The sequence below is a fragment of the Porphyromonas macacae DSM 20710 = JCM 13914 genome, from assembly GCF_000379945.1.
Lineage (GTDB): Bacteria > Bacteroidota > Bacteroidia > Bacteroidales > Porphyromonadaceae > Porphyromonas > Porphyromonas macacae.
On record NZ_KB904153.1, the window covers coordinates 42,855 to 62,870 of the forward strand.

A 20,016-nucleotide genomic window follows, 5' to 3' on the forward strand; every position below is an offset into this window, starting at 1 on the left:
GGGCTTTTTAACACTGAACATTTTGAACATGAAAGGATTAAGCCGATTAGACCGATATATCATCAAGCAGTTCTTAGGCACATTTTTCTTTGCTATTCTGCTGATTATATCCATTTCTGTGGTATTTGATATCAATGAAAAGATTGATGATTTTCTGAAGCCGGAAGTGCCGCTTTCCGATATCCTGTTTCAGTACTACCTCAACTTTATTCCTTTCTATGCTAATTTATTCAGTCCGTTATTTGTTTTTATCGCGGTTATTTTTTTTACCAGCAAGTTGGCCGAGAATTCCGAGATCATAGCAATGCTGTCGAGCGGGGTGAGTTTCAAAAGACTGATGAGGCCTTATTTGATTTCGGCGGCTATCATCGCTTCGGTTACGTTTGTTTTGAATAACTACATCATTCCTCCCGGTAATGCTAAAAGATTAGAGTTCGAAAATAACTATATCAAGGATAAAAAAGTAAAGTATGCAGAGAGTGTGCAGATGGAATTGGAAAAGGGTGTTTTTCTTTTTATCGGTTCCTACAGCGCAAGTACGAATACAGGCTATCAAGTCTCTTTGGAAAGATTTAACAAAAGAGATCTGGAATCCCGCCTGATTGCGGAGCGTGCTGTTTACAATCCGGACAGTCTTTACCATTGGACGCTTTTTAACTATCGTATCAGGAACTTCGATGGCCTGTACGAACGGGATAGCGTAGGGGGCAGTCTCGATACCATTATACATTTGCAGCCGTCCGAATTTCTTGTGGGAAAGCATGATGTGGAGACAATGACAACGCCGCAACTGGACAAACAGGCTAAAGTGCAATCCAAACGCGGAATGAGTAATGCCAAAGTGTACAGTATTGAGATGCATAAAAGATATGCCTCGATGTTCTCGGCCTTTATTCTTACAATCATCGGTGCGACCCTTTCCTCCAGAAAAATGAAAAACGGGATGGGATTCAACATTGCTATCGGGTTAGGACTGAGTTTCGGGTATATATTGTTTACAACGGTTACATCGACTTTTGCCGTAAACGGGCAGATGCCTCCGTGGCTGGCTGCATGGTTGCCGAATATCACCTACATATTCATTGCGGCATATTTATACAAAAAAGCGCCACGATAAAAGTGGTTTTGACAATTATGAAAGAAGTAAAACAACGCCCTATATCAATAAAGAACAAAAAAGCCTCTTTCGATTACGAACTGTTGGATACCTACACGGCAGGGCTTGTATTGGTGGGAACGGAAATTAAATCGCTAAGACAGGGAAAAGCAAGTCTGGTGGATACGTTCTGTTACTTTAACAATGGTGAGCTTTGGGTAAAAAATATGTACATCGCAGAGTATTTCTACGGTTCATACAACAATCATTCGGCTCGCAGAGAAAGGAAGCTGCTCCTAAATAAACGTGAGTTGCATAAAATAAAAGAAGCAATAAAAACAAAAGGAACTACTATCGTTCCTCTAAAATTGTTTATTAATGACAACGGGCTTGCAAAACTGGTTATTGCCGTGGCACGCGGCAAGAAGATTTATGACAAGCGTGCAAGCATAAAAGAACGTGAAGATAAACGGAGTATGGCACGGGCTATGCAACATTAACCATACTTAATATTGTTTCTTTAATAATACGAGTTATATACATCGTTTTGTTTAATTAAATCCCCCTAAGTTCATCATATTACAATAGGGTTATTAGGTATATTATGCTATCTTTGTGTACTACCTAATTCAATTTATTAATACACAAAAAGAATATCAAATGGTTAGTTACAAAGATTTAGGCTTAGTAAACTCAAGAGATTTGTTTACCAAAGCCGTTAAAGGTGGTTATGCGATACCTGCATTTAATTTTAACAACATGGAGCAAATGCAGGCAATCATACAGGCTACAGTGGAAACAAACTCCCCTGTTATCTTACAAGTATCCAGCGGGGCCCGCAAGTATGCCAACCAAACGCTGTTGCGTTATATGGCACAGGGAGCCGTTGAGTATGCCAAGGAATTAGGCTGTAAGAATCCTCAGATCGTGTTGCACTTAGACCACGGCGACAGCTTTGAGCTTTGTAAGAGCTGTATTGAAATGGGCTTCTCTTCTGTTATGATTGACGGCAGTCATCTTCCTTATGATGAAAATGTGGCTTTGACCAGAAAGGTTGTCGATTATGCGCATCAGTATGATGTAACCGTAGAAGGAGAGTTGGGCGTATTGGCCGGTGTGGAAGATGAGGTGAGCGCAGAGCACCACACTTATACGGAGCCGGACCAGGTGGAAGATTTTGTAAAGAAGACAGGTGTGGATTCATTGGCTATTTCAATCGGCACCAGTCACGGAGCGAACAAGTTTACTCCGGAGCAGTGTAAACGTGATGCAAACGGAATTTTAATACCTCCTCCTCTTCGCTTCGATATATTGGAAGAAATCGAAAAACGTATACCGGGATTCCCCATCGTTCTCCACGGTTCTTCTTCTGTACCTCAAGATAAAGTTGCCATTATCAATAAATATGGCGGTGCATTGAAAGATGCAATCGGTATTCCCGAGGACCAGCTGAGGCGTGCCGCTAAAAGTGCCGTTTGCAAAATAAACATCGATTCGGATGGTCGTTTGGCTATGACGGCAGCTGTGCGTGAGGTCTTTGCAAACAAGCCTGCAGAGTTCGACCCCAGAAAATATTTGGGCCCGGCTCGTGATGCATTGAAAGAGCTTTACAAACATAAAATTGTTAATGTTTTAGGTTCAAACGATAAGATCTAAGCCTGTTTGTAGCTTTTTAATTATACAATGAACCCCGGATGTTTTTAATTCAACTTCCGGGGTTCATTGTATTCAGACAAAGTCTGTCTTCGATTTTCAAAGTCGAAAAAACTACTCTTTTATTTGTGAGTTTATTCGGCTACGATTAAGAAATAATTCTTTTTACCTCTTTGTACCACAATATACTTATCGGCAATGATATTTTCTTTATTAATCGGAAAATCCTGACTATCCACTTTCTCTTTGTTAATGCTGATGCCTCCCGATTGTATCAGCTTTCGTAATTCTCCTTTCGACTTAAATACCGGAGCCGTTTCGGTTAAGAAATCAATAACTTTAATATTGTCGGATAGAGCTTCTTTTGGAATATTAAATTGAGGTACGCCGTTGAAGACATCCAATATTGTACTGGGCTTCATTTTGCGTAGAGTGTCGGCGGTTCCCTGCCCGAAAAGAATTTGCGAGGCTTCTACTGCTGCATTATACTCGGTTTCGCCATGTACCAATATTGTAATCTCTTGTGCCAGCCTTTTTTGTAATGGACGCAAATGCGGATTTTCCGCCTGCTCGGCTTCTAACTTTTCGATTTCTTCTTTACTTAATGAGGTGAAAATTTTGATATATTTTGCTGCATCTTCATCCGAAACGTTAATCCAGAATTGGTAGAAAGCATAAGGGCTTGTACGTTCGGGATCCAACCAGATATTACCACTTTCCGTTTTACCGAATTTACCTCCGTCGGCTTTTGTTATGAGAGGGCAGGTAAGAGCAAAAGCTTCCTTGCCATCGATTCTGCGAATAAGTTCTGAGCCTGTGGTTATGTTACCCCATTGATCGGATCCGCCCATTTGCAATTTACAGTTGAAATGTCTGTTGAGGTATAGAAAGTCGTAACCCTGAAGTAATTGATAACTGAACTCGGTAAAAGACATCCCTGCGCGCGAATCCGCACTGAGGCGCTTTTTTACTGAGTCTTTAGCCATCATATAATTGACTGTGATGTGCTTTCCTATGTCACGGATGAAATTCAAGAAACCGTAGTCTTTCATCCAGTCATAGTTGTTTACAAGAACAGCGGCATTTTCTGCTTTGCTGTCGAAGTCGAGGAATTTACTCAATTGCTTTTTTATACATTCCTGATTATGGCGGAGTGTTTCTTCGCTGAGCAAATTTCTTTCTGCCGATTTCATAGAAGGATCGCCGATCATTCCGGTGGCTCCTCCTATCAGGGCAATGGGTCTGTGTCCTGCCTGCTGCAGATGACGCAGCATCATGACTCCGACTAAGTGGCCTATGTGTAATGAGTCTGCGGTCGGATCGATGCCCACGTAGGCAGATGTCATTTCTTTCTTCAGTAATTCCTCAGTGCCGGGCATGATGTTATGAATCATGCCTCTCCAACGAAGTTCCTCTACAAAATCAATCATTGTTACTCTCTTGATTTGATATTTTAATATTAGCAGGACAAAGTTAGCGATAATCTTGCTCCGAAAATATTTCTTGCTGTTTTGTCTACCGATTGTTCGAGTTCTTGTAAATCAATTTTTAATGACCGGGAAATATTTTTGTAAGTTGTTTCGATAGATACCTCACCGGTGTCTGTTTCCGTAAGTAATCTACTGTTTTTATATGCAAGCGTAAGACTTTCAGGGTTGAAATGTTCTCCGAAACTTAAATAGAAGCCGGTTCTTAAAAGCTTGGCACATTCTATGGCGTTCCCCCGGTAGCCATGTATAATCCAGGGAGAATGAGGCTTTTTCTCTTTCATGATATGAAGGAGATCGCTGTTTGTTTTGACAGAATGTAAAATTAAGGGAAGATTAAAAGCTTCGCTGAGTTCGATCTGCTCCAGAAAAACGTTGGTCTGCGTCTCTAAAGAATATTTTGATTTAATACGGTCTAATCCGCACTCTCCGATTGCAAGTATCGATGTAGTCGAGTTAAGGATTTGCTTTAATTGATCTAATTGTTCATCGAACTTTTCCAAATGCCAGGGATGCAATCCGATGCTTATGAATTCAGATGTTTCCGATTCTCTGAATTCGGATGGCGTTAGAGAATGTATACGCAGAACAGCTTCTGTTTCGCCAAAAGCTTTGTGAGAATGAATATCCCAGTACATTTACGGAACGGGGTCGTATCCGCTACCTCCCCAGGGGTGGCAACGCAGTATTCTTTTTATCGTTAACCAAAGTCCTTTGAACGGCCCATGCTTTTTCAGCGCTTCCACTGCATAAGTCGAGCAGGTTGGGGTAAATCGACAAGAGGGAGGGGTAAGAGGAGAAATAACTGTTTTATAGAAGTATATAGGGATCAATAATATCCATATCAATCCTTTTCTTATCGGTCGCCATATACTTAAGTTCTTTCTCATTCCAACTCTTGAGCTTCTATCTTGTACAGAGTTTTCTTGACGGCATTTTCGATGGTTTTATAATCAGGAAGATTTTCTCCCACCATTGTAAAAGCAATTTTGGCAAATTTGTTATTATTTTCCAAATAAGCTATCCATGAATGTTTGTTTTTTCGATAAGATTCACGGATGAGTCTTTTTATTCGATTGCGTTTTACAGCTCGCTTAAAACGTTTTTTAGGTACTGCTACCATTATACTGCATCGGACACCCTGAGTCGGGGTGTCCGAAAGTAAATAAACCACACGTAGCGGATATGTGATAAAAGATTTTCCATTGGAGAAAAGATCTTTTATTTCATCACGCAGATAGAGCCTTTCGGCTTTTGTTAGCGTGTTGGGAGATTTATCAGGCTCAATGCCGTTGATCACTTTTTCTTTTTCTTGGTCAGGAATAAATCCAATGCTGTTGTCATCGACTGTGCTTCGGCCGTTGGAGCTGACAGGTCCAAACGAAAACCGGCTTCTTCCACAGCTTTTGCAGTAGAAGGTCCGAAAGCTCCCAGTTTAATCTCTCCTTGCTTAAAGTCCGGGAAGTTTTTATTTAATGATTGTACACCTGCCGGGCTGAAAAGAATGATCATATCTTGTGCTTGAATATCGACATCGCTTAGATCATCACTGACTGTTCGGTACATAATTCCGGAAGTAAAGTTGATATTCTTTTCTTCCAACATATCGATAAGGTCATTTTTATGCTCTTCGGCCAAAGGTAGGAAGTAATGTTCCTTGTTATGCTTGTTGATAACTGCAACCATATCTTCCGTTTTCCCGGTTTGTCCGAAGAAAACTTTCCTTTTGCGATATACAATGTATTTCTGCAGATATACAGCCACAGCTTCACTTATGCAGAAATACTTCATCGTTTCCGGCATTACCAACCGCAATTCTTCCGTTAACTTAAAAAAATGGTCGATAGCTTTGCGGCCTGTGAATATAACCGCCGTGTGGTCCGAAATATTGATCTTCTGATTACGAAATTCTCTGGCCGAGAATGTTTCCACCTGTATAAACGGTCTGAAATCAATATTTACGTTGTGCTGCGCTGCAATATCGTAATATGGGGATTTTCCAAATGCAGGCTTGGGCTGTGAGATTAATATTTTCTCTATCTTGCTCATACAAATAAAGTCAGATAAATATCATTATTTATCATATAATTTATACCATAGTAAATGTAAACAAATGGTAACAATTCGTGGATGCAAAGGTACAACAAAAGATGAATTATTCCAATCTCGGTATATCTTGCATATCCTATTGAAACAAGACAAACAACAATTCGCCATATTATAAAAAGAGCCAGCATAACGTAGAGTATAAAAATAGAAATATTCGAAATCCACAGTAAAGTGGCAGGAATTGTTAATAGAAGGGCGAAGATCAGTTCTATAATATGATATATCTTGTGAAATCTGCTTCTAGTTTCTTCTTTCAGAAACAGAGTTGTTATAAGTTTATAGATTCCTCTTCGTGTACTCATAAACAGGAATATCACAATAAACAAGAAAAAAAACAGTTTGATCGAATTGTAAAAATTTGCTAATGAAATAACTTGCCGGTGGAGGTATAAATGATAAAAAGCCATACTTATACAGATCGTTTCGATAATGTGTATAAGCGTGTTTAGTATGAAAGGTCTGGTAAATCTTTTCAGATGAGTCGAAAATTCATTGACCCTTTTATGTCTTATCACTTCTGCTGTCAGTTGTATTACAGCCGGTATTTGACGTATGATGATGGCTGTCAGTAACCATGTGAAGATCATCAGTCCGATAAAAAAATTAGAACTGTGTTGATTTATCCAAAAATCATTCATCTGTACAACAGGCGAGTTTAGTTATTATTTCTAATATCAGCGAAAGATAACTCTTTCCTTAAAATCTTTTTATGAATATGTTGTAACAACAATAAATGTTTTACGTCTTTAATTGTAGAAACAACTACTAATTATTAATATTAAAATGGTAAATATTATGAAACATGTATTTAGAACTTTTGGATTGGTAAGCATTGCATTTTTGTTTTTGAACGTATCTAATGTTTTTGCACAGGCTAAGACCCTCAACGGGGTTTTCGATGATTTGCAGGAATTTCATGTAGTTCAACTTGCAGTCGATTCTTTGGATTCTCAATTTTCAGAACTGTATGAATACGGCATGAGAAATATCGGGGTATACAGTATCGAGAAAAAAGGAATGAAGCAGGAAATACAGGAGCGTTTGCAGGGAATTAATGAAACAATCGAATTTCCGGATGCCGAATTAATGATGAACATTAAAGAAGAAGACAGTTATGTACGTATTTTTTATGACAAAAAAGATACCGGGCACATCAATAATCTCTACTTTTTGGTAGATACGGAAGATAATTATGTTGCACTTAAGATTTCGGGTGTTATGCTTATGGAGAATATTAAAAAACTTATCTCTGAAAATACAGGCCAAAATTCAGGAAAAGATTTCATTAAATTGGGTAATTAAAATTGTATACGCGTGCAGCGTTATTTGAAGAAATATAGTTTGTAATGTTAAGCGAAAAGCAATTCCTCGATTCTTTCATGCCGCACAGATACCTGGTAGAGATATTGTGTAAGCAAATTTTTGAAGATGAAGATATGGCAAAAGACAGTGTTCAGGATATCTATCTGAAGTTGTGGCAACAGAGAGACTCTTTAGACGAATTGCAAAACCCTAAGGCATATATTTTACGCACAGCACGTAATCATTGTCTCGACGAATTGAGGAAAAGCCATAGCTATGGTAAAAAACAACCGGTCAGTGATGAAATATTGCAGATTATTCCTGCAGGAGAAAAGAATGTGGAAGAAAAACTGGTGTTAAAAGAAACAAATGAGAAACTGATGAAGTGGATAAAAAAACTTAAAGAACCTAAATACTCTCTTTTTGTGATGGCTCACTTCAGACATTGTTCTAATGATGAAATAGCTCTTTCTTTGGGCCTTTCTGCTGTAAACGTCCGAGTGATGCTTAGCAGACTCAGGAGAGAAGCTCGCAAGATATGTATGGATTAGCCCGAAATCAATTTAATAACAGCAAAATGAAAACTAATAAAAAAGAAATCGATGAGTTGCTGGATATGTTCTATGAGGGGAGCACTTCTCGTGAGCAGGAGATGAAATTATATCTTTTACTGTTGAACGAAAGCGATGACGGGGTATATGAAGCAGATAAGAAGTTAATTGTTTCTCTGATGGAAGGAAATTTTGATGAAACTTCGATAGTCGGCAATATGGAAGAACATGTTGAATTTATCACTCGTTTGAAAAGAAAAGAAGCCGGATTGGGAAAGATTTCCTCTCAAAGAAACTATATCGGTTTTTTTAATAGGAAAAACTTCCGATATATGGCGGCCGCATCTCTTTTTATCCTGATTGCGATAGGTTTCTCCAAATTCGGTTTGTCTGATGAAAATATTTTCATGCACGACGTTTCAATGATAGACGGACGAGAGATTTCTCAGGCAGAAGCGGATAAGTTGACCGATGATGTTTTTAACATCATTGATATTAAGATGAAACGGAGCCGGGAGTCACTCGAAGAAATAGATAAAACTGTAGAAAAGATTAAGACCTCCATAAGTTTATAAAATCATTAATAAAAGGAATTGTAATGAAACTAATGAATAAAAAATTGATTTTGATTTTGACTGCTGTATTCCTGTCGTTTTCGGGAATAATAGAAGGTCAAAATATAGATTATGACAAGATGTTAAAGATGAAGGGTGTAACCTCTATTTTTCTTTCGGAAAGTATGATCAAAATGATGCCTAAAGGACGAATGATAAAGGAGAACGTGGATTTTTCCGGAATAGCCGAAAAACTTACAGGTATTTATATTTTTACTTCAGAAAATGAACAGGCTACAGCCGAACTGAAAAAAACGTTTTCTCCTATGTTGGTTACTACATCAAAGAAGTTTGAAACCTTGATGTTTGTAAAAGAGGATAACAGCTTATTGAAGCTGATTTCAAAGAAACAGGGAAACTTGTTTGAAGATCTTTATATGTTGATTGATGAAAAAGAGGATTTTGTAGCAATTATTCTTCGTGGAAAATTTGAAAAGAAAGATCTTGATAAAATTATTTCTCAGTCTCATTGAACTTTTTTCGACTCCAATTGTTTATATTTACGAATCGACCCGTAGGGTAGTTGGTACGTGAAGTATAGACTTCCCCATTTTTATCCGGCAGATCTCTTGAATTAGAGATTTGCCGGATTTTTTGCAAAGCTTTATAAAATAAAAGAGTATCCCATCATGAGATACTCTTTATTTATAAACTATATGAGTATTCTTATCTTTTTTGTTGGGAAAGCCGGTATACTTTTGTTTCATGCGCTGCGGCTTTTACGGATATTTTTTTTCTGATTCCAAATGTTTTTTTGCTCCAAAGATCTTTAGCTTTTATTTTACCTGAAATACCGATCTCTTTCAAATTGATATCTATCGTATTTTCTTTTTCTCCTGTATTCAAGACGCCCAAAGCATAGTCTCCATAGGATAATTCTTTTAAGAAAACCTGCCAATCAGAGGTCTTTATGATTCGTTTTGCCTGTTTTCCTGCCACATCCTGATTAATAGCAATAATATCCCTGTTCATAAGAATGTTTACGGTCTCTTTTGACATGTTTTGCAGGTCGCACGTTATCATTAGCGGAGCAGCCATAAGGCACCACAGACTCATTTGTGATTGGTATTCGACGTCGGTGCATCCTACACCTCCGAGATCGGTTGAGGGAGCTCCGGGTTTACCATGCAATCCCACCACTAACATATCGGGGTCGTTCCATGCACCGATTTTTGCGTATTCATCCAGATCTGCATTGATATTAAGGATATCCAGTATCCCCGCACCTGTACGATGCAGATCTTTTGCATTTTCGGCTTTTTCGATACTCTCCCATTTATCTCGTATATCAGCAGTCGTTCTCCACAATGTGCCGCCTGCTTTTTCTGCCCACAGCCAAGGAGAGCGATCCCCCCATTCGCAGATACCGAGCGTTATGTTACGTCCCGTTTTTTTCAAAGCATTGCTCATTTTTGTGTATCGTTCTATGGCCGTTTCCCGATTATCCGGTGCACCGCAATAGTCATATTTCAGATAATCAAACCCCCATTCGGCAAACGTTTTCGCATCTTGCTCCTCAAAGTGTAAACTTCCTGTATAGCCACCGCAGGTAAGTGGTGCTGCATCGGAGTAGATGCCGATTTTTAGTCCTTTCCCATGTACATAATCTACAAGACTTTTCATTCCGGAAGGAAATTTCTGAGGATCGGGGATTATATTGTTTTTATTATCTCGTCCCCCTTGCCAGCCATCATCTATAAAAATATAATTGTAGCCCAAATCTTTTAACCCGGATTCCACCATGATATCCGCAATCATTTTTATATCGTTTTCGTGAATGTTCAGCCCATAATAATTCCAAGTCATGTACCCCATGGGAGGTGTTTTGACCTCTGAGTTTTGGGCATTTAAGAAAGGGCAGTTGAATAGAGTAGCAAAAATTAGAAAAGCTTTTCCGATTATTTTCATAATAAAGTAAGATTTTTTAGTGTCTTCTTACAAAGTTAATATTATATGCAGATATTGCTAAGAGTTATTTTTATGATGCTTACATGTTGCTATTGGGGAGTAATGTCGATAAAAAGAACCCCGAACATACGAAACATTCGTATATCCGGGGTCTGATAATTGCCCGTTGGGGTTGTTTGAATTATTTTGGAAGTATCACTTCTTCTTCTTTACATCCTTATATATTTATTATTATTGCTGTCCGGTAAAAAATCGAAGAACCTTCAAAAACTACTGTTCTATAGCAGATTACAAGAGAATTTGAATTAGAGGGCTTGTATTTTTCCATACTGTCATTTCTAACATTGTCAAACTCCTTTTTCTTCGTAATGCCCTTTTAGAAGGTTGTTTTTGCGAAATATGAAGGGTTTTAGTTCCAAATCTCTAACCTCCTAAATTTTACCGGACACCAATAATTTATTATGGAAAGTTTTTAACCTTTGTATGCATTAAGCATCCAGATTAATTTTTCCTGTCCACCCAAGAAGCCTACCATTAAATCTGTCGTTACTTCATCTTTCACCGGCTCTGCAGCATCGATGATTTCACGTTCTAAGCTTATGAGAACGCCATATCCTTCTTCTACGATGGCAATACCTTCTTTCGCATCGGATACTTTACCGATTTCTTTTATAGAGCTGATTTTCAGATATTCGCTGAATTTGTTTTCAGGTTTAGCGCCCAATTGCAGTAATCTTTCTGCTACTTCATCTATTTGTTCGGCCATTTCATCATAAAGGTTTTCGTATTGTTTATGTAATTCGAAAAACTGTTTACCTTCAATGTGCCAGTGGAGAGCTCTGAGGTTTGTGTAGAAAATTTGCATGTTTGCAAGCAGTGCTTCCAGTTTGCCGATCAGTTCCTTTGAAGGGTTTACTTTTGTGATTTTTAATACGTTGTTCATAATTTTCAAAATTTATTGTTAGTAATTATTTCTGTAACAAAGATACTTTTACATATATCGACAGGCAACAATCGTTATCTATGGCTCGATAGCTATTTTGAATTATGAAAATAAAATCAATAGCTTAATTCTATTGATGCCATCGGGTTACAGTGATTTACATATAGAATGGTTGCATTAATATGTGTAAAGTAAACATTCCAAAATTCAGGATGTTTCATTATATAAAACATAAAAACAAAAGTCATGGAACAAAAAGAGTTTACTGTAAAAGGTATGATGTGTGAAGGTTGCAGTGGAGCAGTTGAACGGGTGGTTTCTTCGTTGTCCGGAGTACAAAAAGCACGTGTTATTCTTAAAGAAGCACTTCTCATCGTAGATTATAATCCTCAGACTGTTTCTCCGGAATCTATAGCCAGGGTCGTGTCTGATGCCGGGTATGAAATGATATTGTAAGAAGAACATCCCGGCATGAAAGAGAATTTGATAAAACGCATATATCCTATTGTTGGTATGCGCTGTGCCGCTTGTGCCGCAAACGTGGAGAAAGCGGTCGGAAAAATCGACGGAGTCAGGGGTTGTAGTGTTCTCTTATCCGAAAACAGTTTGCATGTACAGTATGACTCCGGCATCGTAGACGGAAAGCAATTGCAGAAAACCGTTCGTGCCATCGGTTTCGATTTGATTATAGGGGATGAAGATGCAGAGAGGCTACAACAAAAGGAAGATATTGAAAAGGCTGAACTGAAGACTATGAAACGGGACACTGTTTTATCTTGGGTTGCCACTGTTTTAATGATGTCTCTGATGTTTGCAGATTTCGGTAATTCTCTTTTGAAAATGTGGTTGATGATGTTGATAGCTTTGCCCGTTTATTCTTATTTCGGTCGTAGCTACCATATCAATGCGGTTAAACAGATACGCCATGGTATTATGTCGATGGATACGCTCGTTTCTTTGAGTACCGGCATTTCGTTTTTCTACAGTTTTATCATGCTTCTTTTACTTACTTTTTCTGCTGAAACGGTTTATCATGGTACGCATCTTTACTTCGATGCTTCTGCTATGATCATAACATTCGTTCTTACGGGAAAGTTGATGGAAAAACGTGCTACTTACAGTACCGGCAGTGCCATCAGGCAGCTTGTCGGGTTAATGCCTAAGGAAGCCGTGGTACGCAGAGACGGTCGGGACGAGACTGTTCCCATCGGCAGTATTCGAATAAATGAGTTTGTTTGCATACGGCCGGGAGAGCGTATACCGGTAGACGGTGTTGTTATTAGCGGGCAAAGCAGTGTGGATGAAAGCATGATAAACGGAGAACCTCTGCCGGTAGATAAGGAACCTGATCATTTCTTGTATACCGGTACCATTAACGGGCGTGGATCCATGATTATGAGAGCAGAGGGGGTAGGGGCACAAACAGTTTTGGGACGTATTATACAGGCTGTGCGTGATGCCCAGTCGAGCAAGGCCCCGATACAGCGATTGGCCGATAAGATAGCCTCTGTTTTCGTACCTGTTGTGATAACGATTTCTATTCTTACCTATCTTTTTTGGCTGATATTCGGTGGTTATGGATCAAATTCCATTGCTCTTTTGTGTGCCATTTCCGTTATGGTTATTGCTTGTCCCTGTGCTTTGGGGCTGGCTACACCTACGGCATTGGTGGTTAGCATAGGCAAAGCTGCTCAAAACCATGTTTTAATTAAAAATGCCGTTTCATTGGAATTGCTTTCCAATGTGAATACCGTACTGCTGGATAAGACCGGTACATTGACGGAGGGAAAGCCGGTAGTCAATTCCGTAGAATGGACTGTGGAAGAAAGTCGTGTAAAAAGATATGAGTTGCTTTTGTATGCAGCAGAATTAGCCAATACGCATCCGTTGGCGGTTTCTATATGTAACTTCCTTGACTTTAAGAATGCAGAACTGCCGAATTTGGAAGGTTATAATAATGTTCCCGGATCCGGTGTGGAGTTTGTTTACGAGGGGCATTCCTATCGAATCGGTTCGGAGCGTTTTGTAAGCGAAAAGAAAGGTGTCTGGAAAAAAAGTATTTCCGCAACGTCGGCTTTGGTTTACTTCAGTGAAGACGATACATTATTGGCACGTTACGAAATAGCCGATAAGTTACAACCACAAAGTCGTGAGGCCGTTGAAGAATTGAAAAAGCACGGATTATCGGTAATCATGGCTACCGGTGACCGTATTGAAAGTGCTGAAGAGATTGCAGCTGAATTAGGAATTACGGAATACAGGGCACGTATGCTTCCGGATGAAAAAGCAGAATTGGTGAAAGAATTGAAAAAACAGGGACGAACCGTGCTTATGGTGGGTGACGGCGTGAATGATTCGGCTGCCTTGTCACTGGCCGATGTAAGCGTGGCCATGGCGAAAGGTAGCGATATAGCCGTAGAAACCGCTATGATCACTCTGGTTAAGCATGATCTGCGCTTGTTGTCGGGTGTTTTCAGATTATCCAGACAAACTCGCAAAATCATAAAGGAAAATTTGTTTTGGGCTCTGATATACAATTTATTGGCGATACCCATTGCCGCCGGAGTGTTGTTTCCTTCGTTCGGTTTACTCTTGGATCCGGCCATATCCGGAGCTGCCATGGCTTTCAGTTCTATTTCCGTGGTCAGCAACAGTTTGAGGTTAAAACGTTTCAAGTTCTGAGTCGAAGACATAAAACAGTCAAATAAGATCCGAAAGAGAGGCATGTGATGAGAATACACATTGCCTCTCCATTTTTTAATACACGTCATACTCAAAAATTCTCTGCCTGATGGTTGAAAATTCTTCAAGCAATGGATTTTCAACGAAGTTAACTTGGATTTTTTTTCTTTGCCTGAAGAATTTTCAACCATCAGGCAGATTTTTTTCAGTCAATCTCAAATAAGATTTATCATTATTTGTTGTTGAAGTATAGAGAATAAATTTTTTAGTTTTCCTGCCTGGATTAAGAAATTCGTAAGTTTATAAACCGGTTGATTCCAATATGGAGAATCGACCGGAATATTTTGTTGATAATTTGCCTATTAAGAGGTCAGAAATCATCTAATGAAACATTTGATGCTCGATGATAAAAGCGAAAAAAATATATGCCTGTTGGATTTATGTGAGTGACTTGCAAAAATCGAAAGATTTTTACCGGAATATCGGTTTTGAGATAAAACTCATAGATGGCGATTGGGTGGAGTTTGATTTAGGTGAAACTTCATTTGCCATATTGAAAAGGCCGCAAAGCAAGGGTGGGGTAATTCCACAGAAAACAAGGATTATGTTTGAGACCGATAATATCGAACATCTTTACAATGAGTTAAGGAGTAAGAACATAAAGATAATCGGAGAAATAAGGGAAGAACCTTATGGGAAGTTATTTACATTTGAAGATCCGGATGGTCATTGGCTCGAATTTTTTCAAAGTAGAAAGTAGACGATTTGACATTTCGGAAGGGAAAGAATTGTATATGATTTTGTCGAATCGCTCAACCGAGGATTGATGGGAAAGATTATCAAGAAAAGACGAGACGGATTTTTGTTTATTATAAAATAAAAAGGATTGAAAGGTTGATGTTTTTATGCTGTTTATAGAATTTTGAATTGTACGGCATGCTTGGCTTTACGTAAATTATATAAAGGTGTATATTTGTGCAATATTAACCTTGTTCTACAATTGATTGAAATTTACAAGAATAACATAATATCATTCTTTTCTGAGAGAATATGAAATACGGATTTATCAAAGTAGCCTCTGCCGTACCATTCCTTGAGGTTGCCAATTGCGATTACAATATAGAACGCATAGAGAAAATGGTCTTCGATGCCGACCGTAACGGAGTCGAAATTATTGCTTTCCCCGAACTGAGTATTACAGGGTATACCTGCGGAGATTTGTTCTTGCAACCTTATTTGCTGGAAAAAGCTGAAGATGCCTTGAGCCGTTTGGTGGAGCGTACGGCTGAAACACAGGTTTTGGTTATTGTGGGTATGCCGTTGCGTGTCGAGGAAAAACTGTTTAATTCGGCTGTTGCTTTTCAGCATGGTAAAATGCTCGGTGCTATTCCTAAAACCTATTTGCCGAATTATCGGGAGTTTCAGGAGAAACGCTGGTTTTCGCCTGCCAGCGATTTGCAATTTTCCATTGCCGACATAGCCGGACATAAAGTACCTATCGGGCATAATATTATTTTCCGCTGCGGTACGGTTGGTATCGGTATCGAGATTTGCGAAGATATGTGGACTCCTTATACCCCGGGTACGCGTCTTTGCCTTTATGGTGCTCAGATTATTTTCAATCTTTCCGCCAGTAATGAAAATGCCGGAAAACATAGCTATCTCAGGTCACTTATCAGCGGACTTTCTTCACAGAGCATTTCCGGTTATGTTTATTCTTCCTGCGGTTATGGCGAAAGTTCGACGGACGTCGTATTCACCGGAAAAGGTTTTATAGCCGAATGTGGAGAGATCATTGAAGAAATGGAGCGTTTCGACTATAGCGAGCGTATGATAATCAATGATATAGATGTATCGCGCATTCAGACGGAGCGATTGATTAATAGCAGCTTTAAGGCTGCGGTTTCCCATTTTACCGACACCAACCTCACGGAGATACCTTTTACGCTGCGTTCAGCAGAGCAATCGCCCGCTATTACGCGTACTGTGGAGCGAAATCCTTTTTTGCCCGATACCCCTTTGCGGGATGAGCGATGCCGTGAGATTTTTAACATACAGATCAGCGGTCTTGCACAGCGTCTCAGACACATGAAAACAAATAATGCCATTATCGGTATTAGCGGAGGTCTCGACTCTACGCTGGCACTGCTCGTTACAGTGGGTACATTCGATTTTCTTGGGCTGGATCGTAAGGGAATTATTGCCGTTACCATGCCGGGATTTGGTACTTCCAAACGTACTTATACCAATGCGTATGAGTTGATGAGCAGATTGGGAGTGACGATTTTGGATATCGATATCACGAAGGCTTGTGAACTTCATTTTAAGCAGATCGGGCACGATTCTGCCGTGCATGATGCCGTTTATGAAAATTCACAAGCCAGAGAGCGTACTAAAATACTTATGGACTTGGCCAATAAATACAAAGGTCCTGTAATCGGAACAGGAGATTTATCCGAGATGGCGCTGGGGTGGTGTACTTTTAACGGAGATCAAATGGCCATGTATAGCGTCAATGCGAGTTTGCCGAAAACATCCGTACAGTTGATTGTGAATTATCTGGCGCGTATCAACCGTTTCGGGGCCGATACTTCCAACACATTGCGTTCGGTACTGGATACCCCTATAAGTCCGGAATTAAAGCCTGTCGATGCTCAAAAACAAACTTCGGAGTCTACGGAAAGTATCATTGGCCCATATGAACTGCATGACTTTTTCATCTATCATTTCATGCACAATGCATTTGCTCCGGAAAAGATTTTTTACCTTGCCGAGGTTGCTTTCAGAGGCAATTATACACGTGCTGAAATAAAGAAGTGTATGTTGACCTTTTTCAAGAGATTTTTCGCCCAACAGTTCAAACGAAATGCCATGCCGGACGGTCCGAAAGTTAGCCGTATCAGTCTTTCTCCTCGTGGAGAGTGGCGTATGGTGAGCGATGCGCATAGTGCTATGTGGCTGAAGGAGATTGAACTTTTGCCGGAATAATTGACTATATTGTCGCTTATAATTTAAACGAACATCTTGTTATATGTGCGATATTTATTTCCATAACAATAATCTATCCAATCACTAAACAAGCTTTATTATGCAGTTGAAGAAATTTCTTTTGATCAGCTTATTAATGTTTTTGGCTGTTCTTACACCTGTATCGGCACAGTATTATTTGGGTTCAGAAGAAAGAGGGGTTACATTAGGAGCCTATGCTCAAGCCGGTTTTGGTGCAGAATTTAAAGAAACATCTAACATTAATTCGTTTTACTTGAGGCGTGCTGTTGTCCATGCCAAAGCTCACATTACGGATAAATGGACAGCAATGGCTGTGGCAGATTTTGCAAAGGGCTTCACTTTGCTTGATCTGTATGCTCAATACTCTTTTGCTCCACAGCTAAATGTACGGTTAGGGCAGTTCAAGAATCCCGTAGGTTGGGAAAATCAATTTAATCCGGCCACCAACGAACTGGTAGAAGGTTCTATTCTTACCAATTACGTGCTCGGCAATGGGCCTATTTGTCCCTTCTTTAGCGGTCACAGCACTACGGGCCGAGATATTGGTTTGGAGGTTTCAGGAGCATTGTTTAATGGTTTACTCGATTATCGTTTGGATGTGTTGAACGGTAATGGTATAAATCAAGTAGATAATAATACCCATAAATCATTCGGTGGCAGCCTGACTCTGCATCCATTGGAAGGACTTTCTCTAAACGGAAGCGCTTTGTATGGACGGATCAATATGGATGTGGCCGGAGTAAACACGCGCGTGGAGCGTCTGCAGTGGGGAGCTGCCGCTGCTTATACGAGCGATATGTTCGACCTTCGTGCAGAGGGACTGTTCCTGCATCTCGATTCGGATAAGGACAAAGGCTATAATGTGACGGGAGTAGCACACTTTTCGGATAGAGTAGACGGCGTCGCAGCTTTTGAACAGCTTTTTCAGGCTAAAGACATAAATATTCTGAGTGCTGTGGGAGGAGTTCAATATAACTTTTCCAAACGGTGTCGTTTACAGGCGCAATATATTTTTACTCAAACGAAAAACAAAGTTGTCGACGCAACTGATGATGCCCATCGGGTAGTGGCACAGCTACAGGTTTCTTTTTAAGAAACTTTTGGCTTTATACGCTGTCTCGTACATAAACAAAGGGGGTGTGTCAAAACTCCATTCTCCCTAAATCAACTGTCATTTGTAAAGAACAATCGCTATCAAAGAGCTAAAAACTCAATGATAGCGATTGTTTTATTGGGTTAGAAAGGGCGCTAACTATCGATATGAAAGGAGATTTCTCCCAATTCCATGTTTTGACACAGCCCCTTTGTTTTGGAGGGATATGTTTTTATTCTATTCGATACAGGCAAATCAAAATGTTGAAATGTGATTTGTTATGCGTATTCCAACGTCAATAACCGGGCCGGATTCAAGACTTCTCTTGCCACTTCAAAGATATCATCGGCAGTAATACTATCTATGCGGAGATAAAGCTCGGGCAGGGAATTAAAATGCTCGAAATGCATTAGGCTTTTTCCCATGGAGAGGAATACATTTTCCCTGTTGTCGTTGGAAATTGCCAACTGACCTTTTAATTGTTGTTTTGCCGCAGTGAGTTCCTGTTCGGTCAGTGGACGGCAGATGAACTGCTCCAGTGCCTCCAGAACCAGTTTTTTTGTATAGGCTGCATTTTGTTTGGCGCAGCCGTAGTAGATATGAAAAACACCGGTATCGCTATATGCCGTATATCCTGCTTCCACGTTGTATACCAAACCGTTTTCTTCGCGCAGCAACATATTTAATTGGGAATTCATACCCGGACCACCCAGAATATTTGTCATCAGGCTGAGTGCGTATCTGCGTTTATCGTTCATCGCATAAGCCAGATTGCCTATCATGGTATGGTGTTGATAAGTGTCTTTTCTTCTTCTTATCGTTTGTCCGCATGGATGTACAAAAGGTTTTCTTTTAACAGCCTCTCTTCGTGGTACGGGGTCCTTGGAAGGGAAATAGTATGATGCCTGCTCTATCAGTCGTTCAAAATCCACCTGTCCCATAACAAAAAGAAGCATATTGTCAGGCCTGTAATGTTTGGCCAGAAATTGCCGGCCTGAAGCCGGTTGTACACGTCTGACCGATTGTTCTGTGCCGAGAATGTTGTGTCCGAGCGGCCTTCCTTTGAAAAGCAAATTTTCAAATTCATCGTATATCAGTTCTGCAGGAGTGTCTTTATACGAATTTATCTCATCGATAATCACCTCTTTTTCTTTTTGAAGTTCTTTCTCCGGATAGGCGCTGTGGAGAACGATGTCACTCATCAGCTCCATCGCCCGGTTGAGGTGCCTTTTACTGAAGGCTGCATATAAGAACGTTTCTTCTTTAGTCGTAAAGGCGTTTAAGTCCGCTCCTACCTCTTCCATTCTGAAAATAATTTGTTTGGCAGATCGCTTCCCGGTACCTTTGAAAAGCATGTGTTCGGTAAAATGAGCCAATCCATGCTCACGGTTATTTTCGTGACGCGACCCCACACCGATACCGTAACCGAGGTAAGTTACTTCGCTTTGATCGGGAAAATAGGCTATTTTCAGGCCTGAAGGCAATATTTCTGTGATATATTCCATTATAGACGGTCTTTTATTAGAAGGATTCAAAATTAATAAATACTTTTGTGCCATAATTTGTTAC

The 20,016-nt window shown here is 39.8% G+C and carries 21 protein-coding genes; 12 read left to right on the forward strand and 9 right to left on the reverse strand.

The genetic code is table 11. The features are described from left to right. The first annotated feature begins 28 nt into the window (after window positions 1-28). The 3 genes from A3GI_RS0109535 to A3GI_RS0109545 all read left to right on the forward strand — a co-directional run bounded on the left by A3GI_RS0109535 (window position 29) and on the right by A3GI_RS0109545 (window position 2,752). On the forward strand, window positions 29-1,117 hold the full coding sequence (locus tag A3GI_RS0109535) for an LptF/LptG family permease (protein ID WP_018361225.1): 1,089 nt from the start codon (window positions 29-31) through the stop codon (window positions 1,115-1,117). Window positions 1,118-1,134: 17 nt separating this feature from the next. Continuing rightward, window positions 1,135-1,596 (forward strand): SsrA-binding protein SmpB, encoded by a 462-nt coding sequence (gene smpB / locus A3GI_RS0109540; RefSeq protein WP_018361226.1) that lies wholly within the window; start codon window positions 1,135-1,137, stop codon window positions 1,594-1,596. A gap of 160 nt (window positions 1,597-1,756) precedes the next feature. Then, complete coding sequence (locus tag A3GI_RS0109545) at window positions 1,757-2,752, forward strand: class II fructose-bisphosphate aldolase (protein ID WP_018361227.1); 996 nt, start codon at window positions 1,757-1,759, stop codon at window positions 2,750-2,752. Between the two features lie 131 nt (window positions 2,753-2,883). Here the strand turns inward: A3GI_RS0109545 and tyrS are convergent, their stop codons facing one another. Genes tyrS through A3GI_RS12000 form a run of 6 tightly spaced genes read right to left on the reverse strand, consistent with a single transcriptional unit; the run spans window position 2,884 to window position 6,983 of the window. Next, entirely contained in the window at window positions 2,884-4,176 is a 1,293-nt protein-coding gene (gene tyrS, locus A3GI_RS0109550) for a tyrosine--tRNA ligase (protein WP_026216058.1), read from the reverse strand. Window positions 4,177-4,208: 32 nt separating this feature from the next. Beyond that, window positions 4,209-4,874, reverse strand: a complete 666-nt coding sequence (locus tag A3GI_RS11030; RefSeq protein ID WP_018361229.1) for a TatD family hydrolase — start codon at window positions 4,872-4,874, stop codon at window positions 4,209-4,211. Further along, window positions 4,875-5,126: a membrane protein insertion efficiency factor YidD gene (gene yidD, locus A3GI_RS11540; protein ID WP_370445994.1), complete on the reverse strand. Its 252-nt coding sequence runs from the start codon at window positions 5,124-5,126 to the stop codon at window positions 4,875-4,877. It abuts the gene before it with no gap. Then, window positions 5,123-5,536, reverse strand: coding sequence for a ribonuclease P protein component (gene rnpA, locus A3GI_RS0109560; RefSeq protein ID WP_018361230.1), 414 nt, complete (start codon window positions 5,534-5,536; stop codon window positions 5,123-5,125). Before rnpA ends, yidD begins: the two co-directional genes overlap by 4 nt. Next, on the reverse strand, window positions 5,533-6,285 hold the full coding sequence (locus A3GI_RS0109565; RefSeq protein WP_018361231.1) for a uroporphyrinogen-III synthase: 753 nt from the start codon (window positions 6,283-6,285) through the stop codon (window positions 5,533-5,535). Before A3GI_RS0109565 ends, rnpA begins: the two co-directional genes overlap by 4 nt. Beyond that, entirely contained in the window at window positions 6,282-6,983 is a 702-nt protein-coding gene (locus A3GI_RS12000; protein ID WP_018361232.1) for a DUF4271 domain-containing protein, read from the reverse strand. Before A3GI_RS12000 ends, A3GI_RS0109565 begins: the two co-directional genes overlap by 4 nt. Window positions 6,984-7,140: 157 nt before the next feature. On the opposite strand from A3GI_RS12000, the gene A3GI_RS0109575 reads away from it, so the two are divergent. The 4 genes from A3GI_RS0109575 to A3GI_RS0109590 are packed head-to-tail and all read left to right on the forward strand — an operon-like array spanning window position 7,141 to window position 9,285. Next, window positions 7,141-7,647 (forward strand): DUF4252 domain-containing protein, encoded by a 507-nt coding sequence (locus tag A3GI_RS0109575; RefSeq protein WP_162151393.1) that lies wholly within the window; start codon window positions 7,141-7,143, stop codon window positions 7,645-7,647. A 44-nt stretch (window positions 7,648-7,691) separates the two neighbouring features. Beyond that, a complete protein-coding gene (locus A3GI_RS0109580) occupies window positions 7,692-8,198 on the forward strand; it encodes an RNA polymerase sigma factor (RefSeq protein WP_018361234.1) in 507 nt (168 codons plus the stop codon). Window positions 8,199-8,224: 26 nt separating this feature from the next. After that, window positions 8,225-8,773 (forward strand): C15 family peptidase, encoded by a 549-nt coding sequence (locus A3GI_RS0109585; protein WP_018361235.1) that lies wholly within the window; start codon window positions 8,225-8,227, stop codon window positions 8,771-8,773. Window positions 8,774-8,796: 23 nt separating this feature from the next. Further along, entirely contained in the window at window positions 8,797-9,285 is a 489-nt protein-coding gene (locus A3GI_RS0109590; protein ID WP_081612829.1) for a DUF4252 domain-containing protein, read from the forward strand. A gap of 193 nt (window positions 9,286-9,478) precedes the next feature. On the opposite strand, the gene A3GI_RS0109595 is transcribed toward A3GI_RS0109590, so the two are convergent. Continuing rightward, the gene (locus tag A3GI_RS0109595; protein WP_018361237.1) at window positions 9,479-10,720 is read right to left on the reverse strand and encodes a glycoside hydrolase family 27 protein; all 1,242 of its coding nucleotides are present in this window, start codon (window positions 10,718-10,720) and stop codon (window positions 9,479-9,481) included. 472 nt (window positions 10,721-11,192) lie between these two features. After that, window positions 11,193-11,663 (reverse strand): Dps family protein, encoded by a 471-nt coding sequence (locus A3GI_RS0109605; protein ID WP_018361239.1) that lies wholly within the window; start codon window positions 11,661-11,663, stop codon window positions 11,193-11,195. A gap of 246 nt (window positions 11,664-11,909) precedes the next feature. Between A3GI_RS0109605 and A3GI_RS0109615 the strand changes: the two genes are divergently transcribed. The 5 genes from A3GI_RS0109615 to A3GI_RS0109635 all read left to right on the forward strand — a co-directional run bounded on the left by A3GI_RS0109615 (window position 11,910) and on the right by A3GI_RS0109635 (window position 18,447). Then, on the forward strand, window positions 11,910-12,119 hold the full coding sequence (locus A3GI_RS0109615; RefSeq protein ID WP_018361240.1) for a heavy-metal-associated domain-containing protein: 210 nt from the start codon (window positions 11,910-11,912) through the stop codon (window positions 12,117-12,119). Window positions 12,120-12,134: 15 nt separating this feature from the next. Next, window positions 12,135-14,345 carry a heavy metal translocating P-type ATPase gene (locus A3GI_RS0109620; RefSeq protein WP_018361241.1) on the forward strand — a complete coding sequence of 737 codons (2,211 nt, stop codon included), beginning with the start codon at window positions 12,135-12,137 and terminating at the stop codon, window positions 14,343-14,345. 406 nt (window positions 14,346-14,751) lie between these two features. Then, window positions 14,752-15,105, forward strand: a complete 354-nt coding sequence (locus A3GI_RS0109625; RefSeq protein WP_025079583.1) for a VOC family protein — start codon at window positions 14,752-14,754, stop codon at window positions 15,103-15,105. 290 nt (window positions 15,106-15,395) lie between these two features. Continuing rightward, window positions 15,396-17,333: an NAD(+) synthase gene (locus A3GI_RS0109630; RefSeq protein ID WP_018361243.1), complete on the forward strand. Its 1,938-nt coding sequence runs from the start codon at window positions 15,396-15,398 to the stop codon at window positions 17,331-17,333. Between the two features lie 100 nt (window positions 17,334-17,433). Then, window positions 17,434-18,447 (forward strand): porin, encoded by a 1,014-nt coding sequence (locus A3GI_RS0109635; RefSeq protein ID WP_018361244.1) that lies wholly within the window; start codon window positions 17,434-17,436, stop codon window positions 18,445-18,447. 278 nt (window positions 18,448-18,725) lie between these two features. Here A3GI_RS0109635 and A3GI_RS0109640 read toward each other — a convergent pair whose 3' ends face one another. Further along, the gene (locus A3GI_RS0109640) at window positions 18,726-19,952 is read right to left on the reverse strand and encodes a M16 family metallopeptidase (protein WP_018361245.1); all 1,227 of its coding nucleotides are present in this window, start codon (window positions 19,950-19,952) and stop codon (window positions 18,726-18,728) included. Window positions 19,953-20,016: the final 64 nt, after the last annotated feature.